19 protein-coding genes are annotated in these 21,579 nt (G+C 51.7%); 10 read left to right on the top strand and 9 right to left on the bottom strand.

Going from position 1 to position 21,579, the window contains the following annotated elements; genetic code table 11:
- Positions 1-2: 2 nt before the first annotated feature.
- The 7 genes from cyoE to NMD08_RS19700 form a co-directional block, all read right to left on the bottom strand.
- A complete protein-coding gene (gene cyoE, locus NMD08_RS19730) occupies positions 3-893 on the bottom strand; it encodes a heme o synthase (RefSeq protein ID WP_286543130.1) in 891 nt (296 codons plus the stop codon).
- A gap of 11 nt (positions 894-904) precedes the next feature.
- A complete protein-coding gene (locus NMD08_RS19725) occupies positions 905-1,234 on the bottom strand; it encodes a cytochrome o ubiquinol oxidase subunit IV (RefSeq protein ID WP_003021607.1) in 330 nt (109 codons plus the stop codon).
- Positions 1,234-1,848: a cytochrome o ubiquinol oxidase subunit III gene (locus tag NMD08_RS19720; RefSeq protein WP_003831007.1), complete on the bottom strand. Its 615-nt coding sequence runs from the start codon at positions 1,846-1,848 to the stop codon at positions 1,234-1,236. Before NMD08_RS19720 ends, NMD08_RS19725 begins: the two co-directional genes overlap by 1 nt.
- Positions 1,838-3,829: a cytochrome o ubiquinol oxidase subunit I gene (cyoB, locus tag NMD08_RS19715; protein WP_151218623.1), complete on the bottom strand. Its 1,992-nt coding sequence runs from the start codon at positions 3,827-3,829 to the stop codon at positions 1,838-1,840. The genes NMD08_RS19720 and cyoB overlap by 11 nt, the downstream gene beginning before the upstream one ends.
- A gap of 19 nt (positions 3,830-3,848) precedes the next feature.
- Positions 3,849-4,796 (bottom strand): cytochrome o ubiquinol oxidase subunit II, encoded by a 948-nt coding sequence (gene cyoA, locus NMD08_RS19710; protein ID WP_151218624.1) that lies wholly within the window; start codon positions 4,794-4,796, stop codon positions 3,849-3,851.
- A gap of 458 nt (positions 4,797-5,254) precedes the next feature.
- The gene (gene ampG, locus NMD08_RS19705; RefSeq protein WP_151218625.1) at positions 5,255-6,730 is read right to left on the bottom strand and encodes a muropeptide MFS transporter AmpG; all 1,476 of its coding nucleotides are present in this window, start codon (positions 6,728-6,730) and stop codon (positions 5,255-5,257) included.
- A 44-nt stretch (positions 6,731-6,774) separates the two neighbouring features.
- The gene (locus NMD08_RS19700) at positions 6,775-7,353 is read right to left on the bottom strand and encodes a lipoprotein (protein WP_151218626.1); all 579 of its coding nucleotides are present in this window, start codon (positions 7,351-7,353) and stop codon (positions 6,775-6,777) included.
- Between the two features lie 306 nt (positions 7,354-7,659).
- Here NMD08_RS19700 and bolA point away from each other — a divergent pair, with 306 nt between their 5' ends.
- The 9 genes from bolA to NMD08_RS19655 all read left to right on the top strand — a co-directional run bounded on the left by bolA (position 7,660) and on the right by NMD08_RS19655 (position 18,080).
- Positions 7,660-7,977 (top strand): transcriptional regulator BolA, encoded by a 318-nt coding sequence (gene bolA / locus NMD08_RS19695; protein ID WP_003021619.1) that lies wholly within the window; start codon positions 7,660-7,662, stop codon positions 7,975-7,977.
- Positions 7,978-8,321: 344 nt separating this feature from the next.
- Positions 8,322-9,620 (top strand): trigger factor, encoded by a 1,299-nt coding sequence (gene tig / locus NMD08_RS19690; RefSeq protein ID WP_003021622.1) that lies wholly within the window; start codon positions 8,322-8,324, stop codon positions 9,618-9,620.
- Positions 9,621-9,867: 247 nt separating this feature from the next.
- Positions 9,868-10,491, top strand: a complete 624-nt coding sequence (gene clpP / locus NMD08_RS19685) for an ATP-dependent Clp endopeptidase proteolytic subunit ClpP (RefSeq protein ID WP_003021624.1) — start codon at positions 9,868-9,870, stop codon at positions 10,489-10,491.
- Between the two features lie 126 nt (positions 10,492-10,617).
- Complete coding sequence (gene clpX / locus NMD08_RS19680; protein ID WP_003831013.1) at positions 10,618-11,892, top strand: ATP-dependent protease ATP-binding subunit ClpX; 1,275 nt, start codon at positions 10,618-10,620, stop codon at positions 11,890-11,892.
- A 184-nt stretch (positions 11,893-12,076) separates the two neighbouring features.
- Complete coding sequence (gene lon / locus NMD08_RS19675) at positions 12,077-14,431, top strand: endopeptidase La (protein WP_016152052.1); 2,355 nt, start codon at positions 12,077-12,079, stop codon at positions 14,429-14,431.
- 190 nt (positions 14,432-14,621) lie between these two features.
- Positions 14,622-14,912 (top strand): nucleoid-associated protein HU-beta, encoded by a 291-nt coding sequence (gene hupB / locus NMD08_RS19670; RefSeq protein WP_219352570.1) that lies wholly within the window; start codon positions 14,622-14,624, stop codon positions 14,910-14,912.
- Positions 14,913-15,179: 267 nt separating this feature from the next.
- On the top strand, positions 15,180-17,054 hold the full coding sequence (ppiD, locus tag NMD08_RS19665; RefSeq protein WP_370618840.1) for a peptidylprolyl isomerase: 1,875 nt from the start codon (positions 15,180-15,182) through the stop codon (positions 17,052-17,054).
- A gap of 146 nt (positions 17,055-17,200) precedes the next feature.
- Entirely contained in the window at positions 17,201-17,575 is a 375-nt protein-coding gene (locus NMD08_RS19660; RefSeq protein ID WP_151218629.1) for a helix-hairpin-helix domain-containing protein, read from the top strand.
- A 106-nt stretch (positions 17,576-17,681) separates the two neighbouring features.
- Positions 17,682-18,080 (top strand): YbgC/FadM family acyl-CoA thioesterase, encoded by a 399-nt coding sequence (locus NMD08_RS19655; protein WP_370618838.1) that lies wholly within the window; start codon positions 17,682-17,684, stop codon positions 18,078-18,080.
- Positions 18,081-18,137: 57 nt separating this feature from the next.
- Here NMD08_RS19655 and queC read toward each other — a convergent pair whose 3' ends face one another.
- Positions 18,138-18,833: a 7-cyano-7-deazaguanine synthase QueC gene (gene queC, locus NMD08_RS19650; protein WP_370618836.1), complete on the bottom strand. Its 696-nt coding sequence runs from the start codon at positions 18,831-18,833 to the stop codon at positions 18,138-18,140.
- Positions 18,834-18,897: 64 nt separating this feature from the next.
- Positions 18,898-20,598 carry an SgrR family transcriptional regulator gene (locus NMD08_RS19645; RefSeq protein ID WP_370618834.1) on the bottom strand — a complete coding sequence of 567 codons (1,701 nt, stop codon included), beginning with the start codon at positions 20,596-20,598 and terminating at the stop codon, positions 18,898-18,900.
- Positions 20,599-20,743: 145 nt separating this feature from the next.
- On the opposite strand from NMD08_RS19645, the gene cof reads away from it, so the two are divergent.
- Positions 20,744-21,562 carry an HMP-PP phosphatase gene (gene cof / locus NMD08_RS19640; protein ID WP_187252912.1) on the top strand — a complete coding sequence of 273 codons (819 nt, stop codon included), beginning with the start codon at positions 20,744-20,746 and terminating at the stop codon, positions 21,560-21,562.
- Positions 21,563-21,579: the final 17 nt, after the last annotated feature.

Raw genomic sequence — 21,579 nt, 5'->3', positions numbered from 1 at the left:
TCTTACCAGACGTAAGTCAGCAGGTTCTGCGAGTTTGGCACCATAAAGTCGACGGACATCATCACGGAAAGCGCGGTAATGGCGATGATGGAGAAGCCGAACAGCTTGCGCGCCCAGACTTTGTCATCTTCCACTTTATAACCGCGCAGCGCCATGCCCAACCACCAGACGCTCACCGCCGCAGCAACAATCAGGTATTTATAACCTGCATAGCCGCCCAGGGTTAGCATCAGCGTGGCGATAGCAAATGCGATGATATACAGCGTGATATGGTTTTTCGCGACTGAAATGCCTTTCACCACCGGCAGTACTGGGATGTTGGCAGCCTGATAATCCTTAAAGCGGAAAATCGCAATCGCGTAAGAGTGCGGCATCTGCCACAGGCTGAAAATAGCCAGCAGAATCAGCGCACCGCTATCGAACGCACCGGTTACGGCGCAGTAGCCAATCACCGGCGGCGCAGCGCCGGAGAGTGAGCCAATCAGCGTGCCATAAACGGAATGGCGCTTCATGTACAGGCTATAGACGCCCACATAGACCACGAAGCCCATTACCCCCAGCCAGCAGGCCAGAGGGTTCGCGCCAAACCACAGCAGCATAAAGCCAGCAATACCCAGCAGGGTGGCGTATACCAGTGAGACCGCAGGGGAAATCAGACCTTTAACCAGCACGCGGTTTTTGGTCCTCTCCATCTTCCTGTCGATATCCCTGTCGATGTAGTTGTTAAATACACAACCCGACGCCACAACCAGTGACACCCCAACCAACGTGTAGATAAACAGGGGATAATCAATGCTGCCTTTCGAGGCCAGCAGGAACCCCCCAATCACCGAGATCAGGTTGCCAAAGATGATGCCTGGTTTCGTTACTTGCAGGTATTGCTTAAACATCATAATCGCCGCTCTTAGTGCATCATCATGTTGTAGTTAAGGTTCCACATAATCCAGATGGAGCCCACAACCAGGATGGCGATGATTAGCACAGTAAAGACAAAGGCCGTCATGTTCCAACCTTCATCAGATTTGCTATTCATGTGCAGGAAGCACACCAGGTGCACCAGAATCTGTACCACTGCCATTGCCAGAATAGTTCCCAGAATGACGGCCGGAGAGGCAGAACCTGTCATCACCATCCAGAACGGAATGACCGTCAGGATGATCGACAGGATAAAACCTGTCATGTAGGTTTTTACGCTGCCATGGGATGCGCCGCCGCTCTCGTTAGCATGACTCATTACATCGCCCCCATCAGATAAACAACAGTGAACACACAGATCCATACCACATCCAGGAAGTGCCAGAACAGGCTCAGGCACATGATGCGGGTACGGTTAGTACTGGTCAGGCCGCGACGAGCGACTTGCACCATCAGCACCGCCATCCAGATAAGACCGGAGGTGACGTGCAGACCGTGCGTGCCGACCAGCGCGAAGAACGCAGACAGGAAGCCGCTGCGATCCGGGCCCATACCGTTAACAATCAGGTGATGGAATTCATAGAGTTCCATCCCGATGAATCCGGCACCGAACAAGAAGGTCAACGCCAGCCAGGAGATAACCTGGCTCTTGTTGTTCTTGTACATGGCGATCGCTGCCATGCCGTAAGTAATGGAGCTGAATAACAGCAGGAATGTTTCAACCAGAACGAACGGCAGTTCAAAAATGTCCTTACCTGTTGGGCCACCTGCGGTGCCGTTCACCAGAACGGCATAGGTTGCAAACAGAATAGAGAACAGAATGCAGTCGCTCATCAGGTAGACCCAGAATCCGAAGATCTTGGTCTGGCCTGCATCGTGGTGCCCATGTTCGTGCGCGTGGGCAGTCGCGTGCGTTAAAGTATCAGTTGCCATTTTTCAGCCCTGCCTTAGTAATCTCATCGAAATGCTGGTTTTCCAGTTTTTCGATTTCCGGGACCGGCACGTAGTAATCCACGTCTTCATCAAAGCTTTTCACAATCCAGCTGATGATCATGCCTGCGAAGCTTGCAATCGCCAGCCACCAGATATGCCAGATCATGGCGAAACCAAACAGTGTTGCGAAGGCGGTAATGACGATACCGGCACCGCTGTTCTTCGGCATATGAATCTCTTCATAGTGCGCAGGCTGCTTGTACGCTTCACCTTTTTCTTTCATTTCCCAGAAGGCATCACGCTCGTGAACGTGCGGCACAACGGCAAAGTTATAGAACGGAGGCGGGGAAGAGGTTGCCCACTCCAGCGTACGACCACCCCATGGGTCACCGGTCAGGTCACGGTTCTGCTCACGGTCGCGAATGGACACGTACATCTGAATGAACTGGCACAGGATACCGAGTGCAATCAGCGCGGCACCACAAGCGGCAACAACCAGCATCGGATGGAACTGCGGGTCAATCTGCTGGCTGAGGCGACGGGTCATACCCATAAAGCCCAGCACGTACAGCGGCATAAATGCCACGAAGAAGCCGATGATCCAGAACCAGAATGCGCGTTTACCCCAGGTCTCGTTCAGCGTGAAGCCAAACGCTTTCGGCCACCAGTAGGTCATCCCCGCGAAGCAACCAAATACCACGCCGCCGATGATAACGTTATGGAAGTGCGCAATCAGGAACAGACTGTTGTGCAGTACGAAGTCGGCACCCGGAACCGCCAGCAGTACGCCGGTCATGCCGCCGACTGAGAAGGTCACGATAAAGCCAATCGTCCACAGCATTGCTGAGTGGAATACGATACGGCCCTGATACATGGTGAACAGCCAGTTGAAGATCTTCACCCCGGTCGGGATGGCGATAATCATGGTGGTAATACCGAAGAAGGCGTTTACGTTTGCGCCGGCACCCATGGTGAAGAAGTGGTGCAGCCAAACAATGAACGACAGAACGGTGATACACACGGTTGCCCACACCAGCGAGGTGTAACCAAACAGACGCTTACGCGAGAAGGTTGCAGCGACTTCGGAGAATACCCCGAATACTGGCAGGATCAGAATGTACACTTCCGGATGGCCCCAGGCCCAAATCAGGTTGATGTACATCATCATGTTGCCGCCCATATCATTGGTAAAGAAATGGGTGCCCAGATAGCGATCCAGGGTCAGCAACGCGACGGTAACCGTCAGGATTGGGAAAGAAGCGATAATCAGGATGTTCGCGCACAGAGACGCCCAGCTAAATACCGGCATCTTGAACATGGTCATTCCTGGCGCACGCATCTTAATGATGGTCACAAAGAAGTTGATACCAGTCAGCGTTGTACCAATACCGGACAACTGGACTGCCCATATCCAATAATCGACCCCGACGCTTGGACTGTACTCTATTCCCGAGAGCGGCGGATATGCCAGCCAACCGGTCTGAGCGAATTCACCTACGCCCAGAGACAGGTTAACCAGGATTACGCCGACAACGGTGAACCAGAAGCTCAGGTTGTTCAGGAATGGGAACGCAACGTCACGTGCGCCGATCTGCAGCGGAACCACCAGGTTCATCAGACCGATAACAAATGGCATTGCCACGAAGAAGATCATAATCACGCCGTGAGCCGTGAAGATCTGGTCGTAGTGGTGAGGTGGCAGGAAACCCGCTTCACCTGCTGAAGCCAGCGCTTGCTGACTACGCATCATGACGGCATCTGCAAAGCCACGAATCAACATGACGATTGCGACGATGACATACATGATGCCAAGGCGTTTGTGGTCAACCGAAGTCAGCCACTCTTTCCACAGGTAGGTCCACTTACCGAAGTAAGTGATTAGGCCCAGTAAGGCCGCACCACCGATGATAATGGCAGCGATCGTAACCATGACAATGGGTTCATGGAACGGCACTGCATCCAGCGTCAATTTTCCGAACATCGTATTCTTCCTCGGCCCCTTAGTGAGCGGATTCCGCGTGGCTCATGTCCATGCCTTCCATGCCTTCGTGTGCGTTGTGCTCACCTTCGGGTTGGGTCATGTCCATGCTCTTACCGTGAGCCATAAATTTGTTAATAACGTCTTTAAACAAATCAGGTTTCACGTTGGAGAAGTATTCCACCTGGTTGTATTCGCTTGGCACAGCCACTTTTTCGAACGCAGCCATGTCGCTCATGGTGTTCGGAGACTGTTTAGCTTTAGCAACCCATTGGTCGAATTCGGCGCGGTCCTTTGTTGCGATAGCCTTGAACTTCATACCGGAGAAGCCTGGTCCGCTATAGCTTGCGGAGATACCATCATAAGTACCGACTTCGTTGGCGATCAGATGCAGTCGAGTCTGCATACCGGCCATGGCATAAATCTGGCTACCCAGACGCGGGATAAAGAAGGAGTTCATCACGGAGTTAGATGTCACTTTGAACTCAACCGGAGTATTCGCCGGGAAGGCGATTTCATTCACGGTAGCGATACCCTGTTCCGGATAGATAAAGAACCATTTCCAGTCCATGGAAACCACTTCGATGGTAATGGGCTTCTCGTCATGCGCCAGCGGTTTGCTTGGCTCAAGAGCGTGAGTGGTTTTCCAGGTCAGTACGGCAAGGAAAATGATGATTAAGATCGGCACCGTCCAGACCACAGCTTCCACTTTATTGGAGTGTGACCAGTTCGGGCTGTACTTCGCATCTTTATTGCTTGCACGATACTTCCAGGCAAAACCAACAGCCATCAAGATGGCTGGAATAACGACAATCAACATCAGGCCAAATGCCGTCAGTATCAGTGAACGTTGTTCCAGTCCAATCTGTCCTTTAGGGTCAAGCAGCGCAGAATTACAGCCACTGAGTAACGCAGTGCCTGCAATTAATGACAACCATCCCAAACTTTTATTGTATTTCCTGAGTCTCATTTAACGACCTCAATTCCACGGGACCGGGTGGCGTTTAAAGTGTGAGGGCATTTTACGGGAAGGTTACATTACTGTAAACATCCTTGGATCTGTGTTACTGGGTTCTGCCATGCGTGTCACATATGTTACAATATATGTCGCTTTGACTTTAAGAACCTGTTGCAACATCACGTTATAACGAAAGCGGACAGGCGGAGGAGATGCTGAGGGTAATTGGTATAACCAATACGAAAATAAAACAATTAATTAACAATTAATTATCAATAAAAAGACAACTCAGGAACAAAAAATAAATCTGTAGTGGCTGAATCGAGTAAGGAAAATAGAATATATAAAAGGCGTCAATAATTTCCAAATTCTTTGGCGCACAAAATAACAAATATTATTTTTATCAATTGTTGTTTATTTAGCCGTTATAATTACGCAGGGTGATTACAACGGCTTATTAATACGGATTTTTACGCCAGACGGGTTTTGCGCAGAGCCAGATAATCCAGCAATCCGCCAAAAATGACCCCGCAGACGGCGACCGTCACTGAGACTTCAAGCAGTTCCGGCAGGAAGGAGAAGTGAGTGTAATCGAGGGCGTTCATCGTCAGCAGTAGCAGCCAGACTGCCAGCAAACAGCAACCCACTACCAGCGTCATTAATGCCAGACCGTACGCTCCACGAAATTCCGTGCGTGGAAGAAAGCTTTCATTTTGCCAACTATGCTCCAGGGTCTGACGACAAACCAGCAACAGTATGAGACCAGGGATCGCGGCAAACACCGAGAACAGATAAAACGTCGGCCATCCGTGCGCTTCGACAAACCAACCCGCTACCGGGCCAACATAAACGCGACCAACGGCTGAAAGCGCGGAGAGCAGGGCGAACTGGGTCGCTGAGAAGGACTTATTGCACAGCGTCATTAATAAAGCGACAAACGCTGCCGTGCCCATTCCGCCACACAGGTTTTCAAAGAAGACGGCGGCCGCCATACTGAACATGTGTTTGTCAGTGATGGACAATAGCCAGTAGCCTGCATTTGACGCCCCTTGCAGAATGCCAAATATCAGCAATGCGCGGAACAGCGAAAGACGCTGCATCAGGATCCCACCGTACAATGCACCAACGATGGTTGCCAGAAGCCCGAGCGTTTTATTCACCACGCCGACTTCACCCGCATCAAATCCGACGCCGCGGATTAAAAAGGTGGTGGTCAGACTCATGGCGAAGGCATCCCCAAGCTTATACAACACAATAAGCAGCAGGATAAGCCAGGCGTTGTTACGACCAAAGAAGTCGCGCAACGGAGCCGCCACTGCCTGCTCCAGCGTTTTGGGCACCGGAATGGCATCAGTCGGTTCGGGTGCTAACAATGTGGCAATGATGCAAGGTATCAGCAGCGCCGCCATCAGCCAGTACATGCCTTGCCAGCCCAGCCAGCGATCGGCCATCCACAGAGCCAGCCCACCGGAAACCAGCATCCCTAAACGATAGCCCAACACGCTGATTGCTGCGCCAGTGCCACGTTCTTCGGCAGGTAACACGTCGGTTTTCCAGGCGTCGAAGACGATATCCTGCGATGCTGAACAAAACGCGATCACCACGGCCAGTGCGGCCATCCAGCGCAGTTGTGTGCCGGGCTCAAGAAAGCCCATCGCGGCGATAGAAATGAGTAACAGCACCTGGGTTGCCAGCAGCCAACCGCGGCGTCGACCTAAAAATGGCGGCGTGTAGCGGTCCATAAGCGGGGACCAGAGGAACTTAAACACGTAGGCCTGGCCGACCAGAGAAAAGAAACCAATGGTTTTAAGATCGATATTCTCAACCGTCATCCATGCCTGAAGCGTACCTGAGGTCAGTGCGAGCGGTAAACCGGAAGCAAACCCCAGAATGAGCAGGATAGCTGAACGTGGTTGCTGAAAAATACGTAAGTAATGACTGGACATGGGCTTCTATAGGCCCGACGAACGCCGGGCCATATGGGCAGAAATTAACGCGCGTTCTGCTTGATGAAATCGTGAACGCTGGTGTCCTGAGACATATCAGCGATGGTGTCGGTCAGCACGCTGTTAACGGCGTCAGCGATATTTTTGTTAGAGGCCTGCAGAGCACCTTCAACAGAATAGCTTGCGCGGTAATTTTTGGTCATCTTGTTGCCGTTAGCCGCGGTCGCAATGATGGCGATATCTGCTTTGGTGGCGATGTTATAACGCACGCTACCCTGAGATACGTCAGCGTATAGCTGGCTAACAATGATTTGCAGGTTTACAGCACCGTTCGGCCCAATCATATAGCCGCGTGCGGTCATCTGTTTTTCCAGCACTTCTTGCAGCAGGAAACGCAGATCGCGGGACGCGGTCAGGGTAACCAGCTGGTTGTCGCGGGTGACTTTTGCCAGCGCTTGATCCTGACGCTGGTCGGCACCGTTGATGCTAACGGTCACGCCCATCAGGCTTGGGTCCTGCTGCGGCAGCGTAATCTTCGGGGAGACTTCAATAGTGGTTGGCGGCGTTGCGCATCCAGCTAACATGAACAGCGCGACTAACGGGAAGAGGATTTTTTTAAACATGCCAGGGCTCTCAGCGAATCTAAATTGTATGGTTGGAGAAAATTCCCGCCATCATAACATCGCCAACGATGAGGGGAAGTGGGTAACGCATGTAAATTCATTGTGTTGTCCGTTTTATGACTTTCTAAAGACCATAAACGGGATTTTTGCAATAAATCGAAGTGAGGATTCAGTGAACTTCATCCGTTTGGCTGAGAAAATCAGACAAGCGCTAATTTTTTGTTGCTAAGGTGTAATGAAAACGGTAAAAGCGGCTAGTATTTAAAGGGATGGGTGACATCTCAGCGTTGTCGGAGGAAAAATTTCATGATGATTCGTGAGCAAATAGAAGAAAAATTAAGGGCAGCGTTCGAACCCGTATTCCTCGAAGTTGTGGATGAAAGCTATCGTCACAATGTCCCGGCCGGTTCTGAAAGCCACTTTAAGGTTGTGCTGGTTAGCGATCGCTTTACAGGTGAACGTTTTCTTAATCGTCATCGGATGATTTACAGCACGTTAACGGCGGAGCTTTCCACAACCGTTCATGCCCTTGCCCTGCATACCTACACCATTAAGGAGTGGGAAGCGTTGCAGGATACGATCTTTGCATCGCCTCCGTGTCGTGGGGCGGGAAGCATCGCGTAAAAACGGATTTGCAACAACCGACGCTTTTCCAGTATGTTGCTACAGATTATGTGAAAACGGCCTGCGGGCCGTTTTGTTTTGTCTGAATTCTGGGGGTGTCGTACAGTATTCAGACAAAAATTAGCCGGGAATTGTGAAAAAAGCCGCAGCAACGCGTGATAACCGTTCTCGACTCATAAAAGTGATGCCGCTATAATGCGCGTCTTATTTTTCGGAATGTCTTCGGGATGATTCTGACGACAGGGAATGTGATTGATTATGAGAACATCCCAGTTCCGCGAAGCCAACAACCTGTGCTTGCGGAGAAGAGTTGACCGAGCACTGTGATTTTTTGAGGTAACAAGATGCAAGTTTCAGTTGAAACCACTCAAGGCCTTGGCCGCCGTGTAACGATTACTATCGCTGCTGACAGCATCGAGACCGCTGTGAAAAGCGAGCTGGTCAACGTAGCGAAGAAAGTGCGTATTGACGGTTTCCGCAAAGGAAAAGTACCGATGAATGTTGTTGCTCAGCGTTATGGCGCGTCTGTTCGCCAGGACGTTCTGGGCGACCTGATGAGCCGCAACTTCGTTGACGCGATCATCAAAGAAAAAATCAATCCGGCTGGCGCACCGAACTACGTTCCGGGTGAATACAAGCTGGGTGAAGATTTTACTTACGCGGTAGAGTTCGAAGTTTACCCGGAAGTTGAGCTGACTGGCCTGGAAGCAATCGAAGTTGAAAAACCGGTTGTTGAAGTTACTGACGCTGACGTTGACGTGATGCTGGACACCCTGCGTAAGCAGCAGGCAACCTGGAAAGACAAAGACGGCGCTGCTGATGCAGAAGATCGTGTAACCATCGACTTCACTGGCTCTGTAGACGGCGAAGAGTTCGAAGGCGGCAAAGCGTCTGACTTCGTTCTGGCGATGGGCCAGGGTCGTATGATCCCAGGTTTCGAAGAAGGCGTTAAAGGCCACAAAGCTGGCGAAGAGTTCACTATCGACGTGACCTTCCCGGAAGAGTACCACGCTGAAAACCTGAAAGGTAAAGCCGCTAAGTTCGTTATCAACCTGAAGAAAGTTGAAGAACGTGAACTGCCGGAACTGACTGAAGAATTCATCAAACGTTTCGGCGTTGAAGATGGTTCCGTCGCGGGTCTGCGCGCTGAAGTACGTAAAAACATGGAGCGCGAGCTGAAAGGCGCAGTGCGTAACCGCGTTAAGTCTCAGGCGATTGAAGGTCTGGTAAAAGCTAACGACATCGACGTTCCGGCTGCGCTGATCGACAGCGAAATCGACGTTCTGCGTCGTCAGGCTGCACAGCGTTTTGGCGGTAACGAGAAACAAGCGCTGGAACTGCCGCGTGAACTGTTCGAAGAACAGGCTAAGCGTCGTGTAGTTGTTGGTCTGCTGCTGGGCGAAGTGATTCGCACCAACGAGCTGAAAGCTGACGAAGATCGCGTTAAAGGCCTGATCGAAGAGATGGCTTCTGCTTACGAAGATCCGAAAGAAGTTGTTGAGTTCTACAGCAAAAATAAAGAGCTGATGGACAACATGCGTAACGTCGCTCTGGAAGAGCAGGCTGTTGAAGCCGTTCTGGCGAAAGCGAAAGTGACTGAAAAAGCCACTTCCTTCAACGAACTGATGAACCAGCAGGCGTAATTCGTTGCTTTTTTAGCACGAATTTCCTACGCAAGCCCGTCACCTTTTGGTGGCGGGTTTTTTTTTGTCACGCATTTTGCATGGGAAGAGTGCGAAAACAGCGTTTCAGTGTTAGCGTTACAACAAAAGATTGTTATGCTTGAATTATGGCGATGTCGTACCCATTACTGAGGGACTAGCTGATAATCCGTCCATAAGGTTACAATCAGCACAGCAGGTTTTTTCAAATTTTATCCAGGAGACGGAAATGTCATACAGCGGCGAACGAGATAACTTTGCACCCCATATGGCGCTGGTGCCGATGGTCATTGAACAGACCTCACGTGGTGAGCGCTCTTTTGATATCTATTCTCGTCTACTTAAGGAACGCGTCATTTTTCTGACCGGCCAGGTCGAAGACCATATGGCTAACCTGATCGTGGCGCAGATGCTGTTCCTGGAAGCAGAAAACCCAGAAAAAGATATCTACCTGTACATCAACTCCCCTGGTGGGGTGATCACTGCCGGGATGTCTATCTATGACACCATGCAGTTTATTAAGCCGGACGTCAGCACCATTTGTATGGGCCAGGCGGCCTCAATGGGCGCGTTCCTGCTGACCGCCGGGGCGAAGGGTAAACGTTTTTGCCTGCCTAACTCTCGCGTCATGATCCACCAACCTCTGGGCGGTTACCAGGGCCAGGCAACGGATATTGAAATTCATGCCCGTGAAATCCTGAAGGTAAAAGGGCGCATGAACGAACTTATGGCGCATCATACGGGTCAATCTCTTGAGCAGATTGAACGTGATACCGAGCGCGATCGCTTCCTCTCTGCTTCTGAAGCGGTAGAGTACGGTCTGGTCGACTCGATTTTGACCCATCGTAATTAATGCCCAGCGCGCATGTGTGCCGCTATAATTACCTGGAGCGGCACAACGCTGACTAGCGTCTTGCGCCTGAGAATGGCATTTGCGTCGTCGTGTGCGGCACAAAGAACAAAGAAGAGGTTTTGACCCATGACAGATAAACGCAAAGATGGCTCGGGCAAATTGTTGTACTGCTCTTTTTGCGGCAAAAGCCAGCATGAAGTGCGTAAGCTGATTGCCGGACCATCCGTGTATATCTGCGACGAATGTGTTGATTTATGTAACGACATCATTCGCGAAGAGATTAAGGAAGTAGCACCGCACCGTGAACGCAGTGCGCTGCCGACGCCACATGAAATTCGCAACCATCTGGACGATTATGTTATCGGCCAGGAGCAGGCGAAGAAAGTGCTGGCGGTCGCGGTATACAACCATTACAAACGTCTGCGCAACGGCGACACCAGCAATGGCGTCGAGTTGGGCAAAAGTAACATCCTGCTGATTGGCCCAACGGGTTCCGGTAAAACGCTACTGGCTGAAACGCTGGCGCGCCTGCTGGACGTTCCGTTCACCATGGCTGATGCCACCACGCTGACCGAAGCCGGTTATGTGGGTGAAGATGTTGAAAACATTATTCAGAAGCTGCTGCAGAAGTGCGATTACGACGTGCAGAAAGCACAGCGCGGGATTGTCTATATCGATGAAATCGACAAGATCTCTCGTAAGTCTGACAACCCATCTATTACCCGTGACGTTTCTGGCGAAGGCGTTCAGCAGGCGCTGTTGAAACTGATTGAAGGTACGGTTGCCGCCGTTCCGCCGCAGGGGGGGCGTAAACATCCTCAGCAGGAATTCCTGCAGGTTGATACCTCCAAGATCCTGTTTATTTGCGGTGGGGCATTTGCCGGTCTGGATAAAGTCATTGCTAATCGTGTTGAAACCGGCTCCGGCATTGGTTTTGGCGCAACGGTAAAAGCGCAGTCTGACAAAGCCAGCGAAGGTGAACTGCTGTCGCAGGTGGAACCGGAAGATCTGATCAAATTTGGTCTGATCCCTGAGTTCATCGGTCGTCTGCCGGTTGTGGCAACGCTGAGCGAACTGAGCGAAGAAGCGCTGATCCAGATCCTCAAAGAGCCGAAAAATGCCCTGACCAAGCAGTATCAGGCGCTGTTCAATCTTGAAGGTGTTGATCTGGAATTCCGTGAGGAAGCGCTGGATGCGATCGCCAAGAAAGCGATGGCGCGTAAAACCGGTGCGCGTGGTTTGCGTTCTATCGTCGAAGCTGCGTTGCTCGACACCATGTACGATCTGCCTTCTATGGAAGACGTCGAAAAAGTGGTGATCGATGAGTCGGTGATTGGCGGCCAGAGCAAGCCATTGCTGATTTACGGTAAGCCGGAAGCACAGCAGGCATCTGGCGAATAATTCATCAATTCATACAGACATTTAATTTAAAAGGGGGGATTTTATCTCCCCTTTTATTTTTCCGTAAACATGGCGTTGAATGTGTGGGAAACATCCCCATATACTGACATACATGTTAAAGGTGGTGTGGAGCACAGTCGTACCACCTGATTACCTGGCGGAAACTAAACTAAGAGAGAGCTCTATGAATCCTGAGCGTTCTGAACGCATTGAAATCCCCGTATTGCCGTTGCGCGATGTGGTGGTTTATCCGCACATGGTCATACCCTTATTTGTAGGGCGGGAAAAATCTATCCGTTGTCTGGAAGCGGCTATGGACCATGATAAAAAAATCATGCTGGTCGCGCAGAAAGAAGCGTCAACGGATGAGCCGGGTGTAAACGATCTTTTCACCGTCGGGACCGTGGCCTCTATTTTGCAGATGCTGAAACTGCCTGATGGCACCGTAAAAGTGCTGGTCGAGGGGTTACAGCGCGCGCGTATTTCAGCGCTGTCTGACAACGGCGAGCACTTCTCTGCGAAAGCGGAGTACCTTGACTCGCCTGCTATTGATGAGCGCGAACAGGAAGTGCTGGTACGTACTGCTATCAGCCAGTTCGAAGGTTATATCAAGCTGAATAAGAAAATCCCACCAGAAGTGCTGACGTCGCTGAACAGCATTGACGATCCTGCGCGTCTGGCGGACACCATCGCAGCGCACATGCCGCTGAAGTTGGCTGACAAACAGTCCGTGCTGGAGATGTCCGACGTTAACGAACGTCTGGAATATCTGATGGCGATGATGGAGTCTGAAATCGATCTGCTGCAAGTTGAGAAGCGCATTCGCAACCGCGTGAAAAAGCAGATGGAAAAATCCCAGCGTGAGTACTATCTGAATGAGCAAATGAAAGCGATTCAGAAAGAGCTCGGCGAGATGGACGACGCGCCGGACGAAAACGAAGCGCTGAAGCGTAAGATCGACGCGGCGAAAATGCCGAAAGAGGCAAAAGAGAAAGCGGAAGCAGAACTGCAGAAGCTGAAAATGATGTCTCCGATGTCGGCGGAAGCGACCGTGGTGCGTGGTTACATCGACTGGATGGTACAGGTGCCGTGGAATGCGCGTAGTAAGGTCAAAAAAGACCTGCGTCAGGCGCAGGAAATCCTCGATACCGACCATTACGGTCTGGAACGCGTCAAAGACCGTATCCTTGAGTATCTCGCGGTACAAAGCCGTGTAAACAAAATCAAAGGCCCAATTCTGTGTCTGGTAGGACCGCCGGGGGTGGGTAAAACCTCTCTGGGACAGTCCATCGCCAAAGCGACCGGACGTAAGTACATCCGTATGGCTCTGGGTGGCGTACGCGATGAAGCGGAAATCCGCGGTCACCGTCGTACCTACATCGGTTCAATGCCGGGTAAACTGATCCAGAAAATGGCCAAAGTAGGCGTGAAAAACCCGCTGTTCCTGCTTGATGAGATCGACAAAATGTCTTCTGACATGCGTGGCGATCCGGCTTCCGCACTGCTTGAGGTGCTGGATCCAGAGCAGAACGTGGCGTTCAGCGATCACTATCTGGAAGTGGACTACGATCTCAGCGACGTGATGTTTGTTGCGACCTCTAACTCCATGAATATTCCGGCCCCGTTGCTGGATCGTATGGAAGTGATCCGTCTGTCTGGATATACCGAAGACGAGAAGCTGAACATTGCTAAACGTCACCTGTTGCCGAAACAGATTGAGCGTAACGCGCTGAAAAAAGGTGAACTGACGGTCGACGATAGCGCCATTGTAGGCATTATTCGTTACTACACCCGTGAAGCGGGCGTGCGTAGTCTGGAGCGCGAAATCTCCAAACTGTGCCGCAAAGCGGTGAAACAGCTGCTGCTTGATAAGTCACTGAAACATATTGAGATCAACGGCGACAACCTGCACGACTACCTGGGCGTACAGCGCTTTGACTATGGCCGTGCGGACAACGAAAACCGCGTGGGCCAGGTGACCGGTCTGGCGTGGACGGAAGTGGGCGGCGATCTGCTGACCATCGAAACCGCCTGCGTACCGGGTAAAGGTAAGCTGACCTACACCGGTTCGCTGGGTGAAGTCATGCAGGAATCCATTCAGGCTGCGCTGACTGTGGTGCGTGCGCGTGCGGAAAAACTGGGTATTAATCCGGATTTTTACGAAAAACGCGACATCCACGTTCACGTTCCAGAAGGGGCGACGCCGAAAGATGGTCCAAGTGCGGGTATCGCCATGTGTACCGCGTTGGTTTCTTGCCTGACCGGTAACCCGGTCCGCGCCGACGTGGCGATGACCGGCGAGATCACCCTGCGTGGCCAGGTTCTGCCGATCGGTGGTTTGAAAGAAAAACTGCTGGCGGCACACCGTGGTGGTATTAAAACGGTCTTAATTCCAGACGAAAACAAACGTGACCTGGAAGAGATTCCGGACAACGTGATTGCCGATCTGGACATCCATCCGGTGAAACGCATTGAGGAAGTACTGACTCTCGCGTTGCAAAATGAACCCTCCGGAATGCAGGTTGTGACCGCAAAATAGTGACCTCGCGCAAAGAGCACTAATAAAAACTGGGCTGGCAGGCCATTTCGGACTTGCCAGCCTTTTTTTGTATAGCTAATTTAGATGACGGATTGGGCTTGCCATCATTAACGGGTGTTGTAAGGGCATGGCAGGCCTGATATAACTGCTGCGCGTTCGCACTTTGAAGGATTCATGTGCGATATAAATTATAAAGAGGAAGAGAAGAGTGAATAAATCTCAACTGATCGACAAAATTGCTGCAGGGGCTGATATCTCTAAAGCTGCGGCTGGACGTGCGTTAGATGCAATTATTGCTTCTGTTACCGAATCTCTGAAAGAAGGTGATGACGTAGCGCTGGTAGGTTTTGGTACTTTTGCCGTTAAAGAGCGTGCTGCCCGTACTGGTCGCAACCCGCAAACAGGTAAAGAGATCACCATTGCCGCGGCTAAAGTACCGGGCTTCCGTGCAGGTAAAGCACTGAAAGACGCGGTAAACTAAGTGATTTCCCCTTTGGGGATGTGACGAAGTACAAGGGCGCATCGACTGATGTGCCTTTTTTATTTGTAATTCCGGTACTTTCTACGTGTTGTGGGCTGACAATTACCCCTGTTTCTTGTCACAATAGGCCTTTGTGCGCAGCGTTCAGGAAACGCTATGCTGCGTGAAGCATATATACTCAAAATCCTTGCCGCCGTTGTTGTGTCAACGCGCAGGCGGCTTGAGAGATAACGCGTATAGTCATCTACAGCGGAGTGTGGTTACACCATGATGGACAGCTTACGCACGGCTGCTAACAGTCTCGTGCTCAAGATTATTTTCGGTATCATTATCGTGTCGTTCATTTTGACCGGCGTGAGTGGTTACCTGATTGGCGGGGGCAATAACTTCGCCGCCAAAGTGAATGGCCAGGAGATCAGCCGCGGGCAGTTCGAGAATGCGTTCAACAGTGAACGTAACCGCATGCAGCAACAGCTGGGCGATCAATACTCCGAGCTGGCCGCGAACGAAGGCTACATGAAAACGCTGCGTCAGCAGGTGCTGAATCGTCTTGTTGACGAAGCGCTGCTGGATCAGTATTCCCGCGAGCTTAAGCTCAATATCAGCGACGATCAGATTAAGCAGGCTATTTTTGCCACGCCTGCTTTTCAGGTCGATGGCAAATTTGATAACAACCGCTACAACGCGATTGTTAATCAGATGGGCATGACCGCGGATCAGTACGCACAGGCATTACGTAATCAGCTTACTACCCAGCAGCTGATTAACGGCGTTGCCGGTACGGACTTTATGCTCAAAGGTGAAACGGATGAGCTGGCAGCGCTGGTTGCACAGCAGCGTATCGTGCGCGAGGCGACAATTGACGTTAACGCTCTGGCCGCGAAGCAGTCTGTAACCGAGCAGGAAGTTGCCAGCTACTACGAGCAGAATAAAAATAACTTTATGACGCCGGAACAGTTCCGTGTGAGCTACATCAAGCTGGATGCTGCAGCAATGCAGGAGACGGCCAGCGATGCTGATATTCAGTCTTACTATGACCAGCATCAGGACCAGTTCACGCAGCCGCAGCGTAACCGCTACAGCATCATTCAGACCAAAACGGAAGATGAAGCCAAAGCGGTACTGGACGCGCTGAACAAAGGTGGTGATTTCGCTGCGCTGGCAAAAGAAAAATCTGCTGACATCATCTCTGCGCGCAAAGGCGGGGACATGGGATGGCTGGAAGATTCCACCACCCCGGACGAGCTGAAGAATGCCGGTCTGAAAGAAAAAGGTCAGCTGTCTGGCGTGATTAAGTCTTCCGTTGGTTTCCTCGTTGCGCGTCTTGATGACGTACAGCCTGCGAAGGTTAAACCGCTGAGCGAAGCCCGTGACGACATTGCGGCGAAAGTGAAGCAGGAAAAAGCGCTGGATGCCTACTATGCGCTGCAGCAGAAAGTGAGCGATGCCGCCAGCAACGACAATGAATCCCTGGCTGGCGCGGAGCAGGCTGCGGGCGTGAAAGCGGTTGAAACGGGCTGGTTTAGCCGTGACAGCCTGCCGGAAGAGCTGAATTTCAAACCTGTTTCAGACATCATTTTCAATGGCGGTCTGGTTGGCGAGAACGGAACGCCTGGCAGCAACTCTGACATCATCACCGTGGATGGCGATCGCGCATTTGTCCTGCGTATTGCAGAGCACAAAGCCGAAGCCGTTAAGCCGCTGGCGGAAGTGAAAGAGCAGGTAACTGCGCTTGTTAAGCACAATAAAGCAGTGCAACAGGCGAAGCTGGATGCTGATAAACTGCTGGTGGATCTGAAGGCCGGTAAAGGCGATGAAGCCATGAAAGCGGCGGGTCTGAGCTTTGGTGAAGCGAAAACCCTGAGCCGTACTGGTCAGGATCCGCTGAGCCAGGCTGCGTTTAGTCTGCCTCTGCCGACGAAGGATAAACCGAGCTACGGCGTGGCAAACGACATGCAGGGCAACGTTGTTCTGCTGGCGCTGGACGAGGTGAAAGCCGGTTCTATGCCTGAAGCGCAGAAGAAAGCGATGGTACAGGGGATTACCCAGAACAACGCGCAGATTGTCTTCGAAGCGCTAATGAGCAACCTGCGCAAAGCGGCAAAAATTAAAATCGGTGATGCGCTGGATCAGCAGCAATAACCGAGGCTGCTCGCAAAAAATTGCAAAAAGTTGTATCTCCCAAAGGCCGCTTTCGCGGCCTTTTCCAATTCTGATATTTGCTGTTTGTCTGCCGTACTGCACCTCGCTATCGTGATTCCACTGTTAACAAACAAGGAGAAAACAGTATGAAACATGGAATCAAAGCTCTGCTTATCACCCTTTCATTGACCTGTGCTGGCATGGCTCAAAGCGCACTGGCTGCAGAGCCTGTCGCCAAAAGTCAGGCGGTACAAACTAAAGCGGAGACCTCAGGGGCGGCACAAAGCAAAGCCACACTGCCGACTAAGGCAAGCGACGATGAAGGCACCAGGGTAAGCATCAACAGCGCTTCCGCGGAGGATTTAGCGCGAGTCATGAACGGTGTCGGCCTGAAGAAAGCACAGGCGATTGTGAGCTATCGTGAGGAGTACGGGCCGTTTAAAACGGTGGAGGACTTAAAGCAGGTACCGGGTATGGGCAGTTCGCTGGTGGAGCGTAACCTGGCAGTTTTAACACTTTAATAACTTGCACAGCGCTGAAAATTTGCCAGACTAGAGAGGTCATACCAGTTATGACCTCTCTACCCTAAAGTATGTTCTTATAAAAACAACCTAAGGTTTCTGCGCTATGCAAACACAAATCAAAGTCCGTGGTTTTCATCTTGATGTCTATCAGCACGTCAACAACGCCCGCTATCTCGAGTTTTTGGAAGAAGCCCGCTGGGATGGTCTGGAAAACAGCGACAGCTTTCAATGGATGACTGCGCACAATATCGCTTTTGTGGTCGTGAATATAAATATTAACTACCGCCGTCCAGCGGTACTCAGCGACCTGCTGAGCATTACCAGCCAGGTTCAGCAATTAAATGGCAAAAGCGGGGTGTTAAACCAGACAATTACCCTGGAGCCGGAAGGGCAGGTGGTGGCAGACGCATTGATAACCTTCGTCTGTATTGATTTGAAAACGCAAAAAGCGCTGCCGCTGGAAGGGGAGTTACGCGAAAAGCTGCAGCAGATGGTGCAGTAGTGGCTGCAAGTGTCTGCAGGCCGGATAAGCAAAGGCTATCCGGCATCACTCAACACATTACTTTAACCCGGTTTTCTGCTTCATTGCCGCCATCACCGCCGGTTTATCTGCAAGATAATGGTTCAGGCCGTTGGCGCGCAGATTACACGCCGCACAGTGTCCGCAACCGTCACCTTTGATGCCGTTATAGCAGGTCAGCGTTTCTTCACGTACCAGATCCAGCTTACCCCAGTAGTCAGCCAGCGCCCAGGTTTCGGCTTTATCGATCCACATCAGCGGGGTTTCAAAGCGGATATCTTTCGCCATCCCCAGGCTCACGGCATGGTTCAGCGCTTTGACGAACTCATCGCGACAGTCCGGGTATCCAGAGAAATCCGTTTCACACACGCCGGTAATGACCGCCTCTGCCTGTACCTGATATGCGTAAATTGCTGCCAGCGTTAAAAACAGAATATTGCGTCCTGGCACAAAGGTGTTGGGAATGCCGTTCGCATCCGGTTCGTAATCAGGTACCGGAATATTATCGCGGGTCAGGCTGCTGACGGCCAGTTCGCTGAGCAGCGTGACACCAAGTACCTTGTGCGCGCGTGCGCCGAGTTTTAAGGCCAGGTCACGTGCGACATCGATCTCAGCGCGATGGCGCTGACCATAATCGAAGGTTACGCAATGTACTTCATCATATTGACGTAGCGCTTGCGCCAGACAGGTCGTGGAGTCCTGGCCCCCACTGAATACAACAACGGCACGTTTCATGGCTTTTCCTGACAAATAACAAAACCCTTATGGTAGCGCCTGGGCGTGTCGCCGACCAGCTTCTTCATGCCAACGGGGGCGGTAGCCAGGCTTCGGTGAACTCAAACCAGCCGCGAGGATTCAGGCGTACGCCGTTCACGCCCGGTGGCGCGCTGATACGATAGTGATAATTGAACAGCGGCGTCAGGGTTGCGTCATGCATCAGCGTGGCGAAAACTTGTTGTAAGGCCGCATGACGATCGTCTTCATCGGCCTGGATTTGCAGGGCATCCAGGGTAGTTTGCAGATGAGTAAATTCTGGTGCGCTCAATACGTGTGACCAGAGTTGATCGCAGCGCAGCCACTGCTCGAGCGTATATTCAGGTGCTTCGCCAATTAATCTGTCGCCCATCATCAGGTCGGCCAGAGCTAAAGGATGCTCGCCATCCCAGTTTTTAGCATTATGAAAAATAAGGGTTAATTCACAGCCGAGCTGTGCCAGCGCCAGTCGAAGCTGTTCAGCCATGGCGTGCAGTTCTACCGGCAGGTGATAAGCCAGCGTCAGTTTTTCCGGTAGCGCTACCTCGTCCAGCTCATCCCATTGTGGGATAGTCCATCCTGGCAACAGCGCATTGCTTGGCGTGATCAGATTTTCATCCACCTCAAGCGTTTGTAGCAGGGAAGAACGATGGATAATATTGACCAGCCGACGGGCCTGCTGCGTATTCAGGCGTGCGCTTTTTCTGAGCGTGAGATAACAAAAACCGAGGCTGATCCCGCTGCTCACCTGGCTTAGCATTGGCAGCTCTTCGGGTTTACCAATTGCAATTTGCACAGGATGGCGACAGCTGGTGCCCAAATCCTGAGAGAACAACTGCGGGGTTATCCAGTATTCAATGGCTTTTAGTAGCGGATGTCTCAAATGGTAGTGATCGTGACTCTCGATACGCACCAGCTCAGGAGTAAATAGTGTCAACCTAAACGGGCCAGTACCCACAACCGGGTATGCAGGATGCGCCAGGTGACTGCTGTAGCTTGCCAGACGATGCGCCAGCCAGTAATCGGGGCGATGCAAAATAAAGGTCAGGCACTGGGGATGCGTCACCTCAATACGCTTTACGCTGATAAACAGCTTATTCAATGCCGGTAGCGCTAACAGCTTCAGCAATTGTTGATGTAGCTGCGTGCTGCTGACCGCATCGCCGTTATGCCAGTACAAGGTGGACCGAATATAGAAATCCCAGCGCAGACCGTCGGCGGAGATATTCCAGTGGTGGGCCAAATCACCGCAGGGGCGTTGCGTATTACTGTCAAACCGGGTCAGGCCAGAGAAAATTTGTCCGGCGAGGTGTTGCTCCGCGCGACCGGGGAGAAATCCAGGGTGCAAAGGGTCAAGCTGGCGGTAATAGGGAATACGCAGGGTTGGCGTGTCGTTTTGCCACTGACCGCCCATAAACGGCTGTAGCAACGTTCTTAATTCTCCCGGTGCCAGTTGAGCCAGCTCCAGCACGCTAAGCTGTTCTCCCTTTTGTAGCGCCTGTTCCATCATGGTGTTGCGCAGGGAATCCGGCGTCACCAAAAAGCGTAACTGCCCGCGTTTCCCGCGCCCCGACTGGGCGTGCCACTCCAGCCAGCCAGCATCCTGTGCTTGCTTTAGCAGGGTGCGTACGTGGCGCTCGCTGCAAAAACAACGTTCGGCCAGTTCCCCTACGGTCACCGACTGCGGTTCGCCGTGCGACGGTTGCCACAGGCGTTGGTACTGGTTCAGGCGATTAAGCAGACGCATTGATACTTGATCCTTCAGGATGGCCCGTTAACGGTTTTTGCGCAGATAAACCCGGAACAATTCATTTTATCTATTCACTATTACTTCCGTATATCTCAGGTGATACTGAATCACAAGTTAACCGCGTCACAGTGTGGAGAAAGAAATGGCTCGTCTGGCTGCATTTGATATGGATGGCACCCTTTTGATGCCGAATCACCATTTAGGTGACGAAACGCTTTCAACGCTGGCGCGCCTGCGTGAACGCGATATCACCCTGACATTTGCCACCGGCCGCCATGTGCTGGAAATGCGCCATATTTTGGGTTCGATCTCACTGGACGCCTTTTTGATCACCGGTAACGGCACGCGCATTCACTCCCAGGAGGGCGATGTGTTGCACCGACAGGATCTGGATCCGAATGTTGCGGATATCGTGTTACATCAGAAATGGGATACCACCGCCAGCATGCATGTCTTTAATGACAACGGTTGGTTCACCGGACAAGAGATCCCCTCGCTGTTACAGGCGCATGTATATAGCGGATTTCGCTACCAGATCGTCGATGTGAAACGTATTCCGGCTCATCAGGTAACGAAGGTCTGTTTCTGTGGCGATCATGAGTCTCTGATCCAATTGCGCATTCAACTGAATGAAGCGCTGGGAGAACAGGCGCATCTCTGTTTCTCCGCGTTTGATTGCCTCGAGGTGCTGCCGCTGGGCTGTAACAAAGGATCCGCGCTGGCGGTGTTGAGTGACCACTTAGGGTATTCAATGGCCGAGTGTATGGCATTTGGCGATGCTATGAACGATCGCGAAATGTTAGGCAGCGTTGGGCGTGGTCTTATTATGGGTAACGCAATGCCGCAACTGATGGCTGAACTGCCTCATTTATCGGTGATTGGGCATTGCCGTAATCAGGCGGTGTCACACTTTTTGACGCATTGGCTGGACAATCCGCATCTACCTTATTCCCCCGAATGAGAGATCCCTTCCAGCAA

Origin of the sequence: Citrobacter meridianamericanus (assembly GCF_041320245.1) — a bacterium.
Classification (GTDB): domain Bacteria; phylum Pseudomonadota; class Gammaproteobacteria; order Enterobacterales; family Enterobacteriaceae; genus Citrobacter; species Citrobacter meridianamericanus.
This window is presented reverse-complemented; position numbering and strand designations above follow the sequence as displayed.

What these genes read in the sequence shown, in the direction of transcription:
- cyoB (WP_151218623.1), bottom strand. Translation starts at nt 3,829, where the DNA reads ATGTTCGGAAAATTGACGCTGGATGCAGTGCCGTTCCATGAACCCATT.
- ppiD (WP_370618840.1), top strand. Translation starts at nt 15,180, where the DNA reads ATGATGGACAGCTTACGCACGGCTGCTAACAGTCTCGTGCTCAAGATT.
- ampG (WP_151218625.1), bottom strand. Translation starts at nt 6,730, where the DNA reads ATGTCCAGTCATTACTTACGTATTTTTCAGCAACCACGTTCAGCTATC.
- NMD08_RS19725 (WP_003021607.1), bottom strand. Translation starts at nt 1,234, where the DNA reads ATGAGTCATGCTAACGAGAGCGGCGGCGCATCCCATGGCAGCGTAAAA.
- cyoA (WP_151218624.1), bottom strand. Translation starts at nt 4,796, where the DNA reads ATGAGACTCAGGAAATACAATAAAAGTTTGGGATGGTTGTCATTAATT.
- NMD08_RS19645 (WP_370618834.1), bottom strand. Translation starts at nt 20,598, where the DNA reads ATGCGTCTGCTTAATCGCCTGAACCAGTACCAACGCCTGTGGCAACCG.
- cyoE (WP_286543130.1), bottom strand. Translation starts at nt 893, where the DNA reads ATGATGTTTAAGCAATACCTGCAAGTAACGAAACCAGGCATCATCTTT.
- NMD08_RS19700 (WP_151218626.1), bottom strand. Translation starts at nt 7,353, where the DNA reads ATGTTTAAAAAAATCCTCTTCCCGTTAGTCGCGCTGTTCATGTTAGCT.
- bolA (WP_003021619.1), top strand. Translation starts at nt 7,660, where the DNA reads ATGATGATTCGTGAGCAAATAGAAGAAAAATTAAGGGCAGCGTTCGAA.
- queC (WP_370618836.1), bottom strand. Translation starts at nt 18,833, where the DNA reads ATGAAACGTGCCGTTGTTGTATTCAGTGGGGGCCAGGACTCCACGACC.
- cof (WP_187252912.1), top strand. Translation starts at nt 20,744, where the DNA reads ATGGCTCGTCTGGCTGCATTTGATATGGATGGCACCCTTTTGATGCCG.
- tig (WP_003021622.1), top strand. Translation starts at nt 8,322, where the DNA reads ATGCAAGTTTCAGTTGAAACCACTCAAGGCCTTGGCCGCCGTGTAACG.
- lon (WP_016152052.1), top strand. Translation starts at nt 12,077, where the DNA reads ATGAATCCTGAGCGTTCTGAACGCATTGAAATCCCCGTATTGCCGTTG.
- NMD08_RS19720 (WP_003831007.1), bottom strand. Translation starts at nt 1,848, where the DNA reads ATGGCAACTGATACTTTAACGCACGCGACTGCCCACGCGCACGAACAT.
- clpP (WP_003021624.1), top strand. Translation starts at nt 9,868, where the DNA reads ATGTCATACAGCGGCGAACGAGATAACTTTGCACCCCATATGGCGCTG.
- clpX (WP_003831013.1), top strand. Translation starts at nt 10,618, where the DNA reads ATGACAGATAAACGCAAAGATGGCTCGGGCAAATTGTTGTACTGCTCT.
- NMD08_RS19655 (WP_370618838.1), top strand. Translation starts at nt 17,682, where the DNA reads ATGCAAACACAAATCAAAGTCCGTGGTTTTCATCTTGATGTCTATCAG.
- NMD08_RS19660 (WP_151218629.1), top strand. Translation starts at nt 17,201, where the DNA reads ATGAAACATGGAATCAAAGCTCTGCTTATCACCCTTTCATTGACCTGT.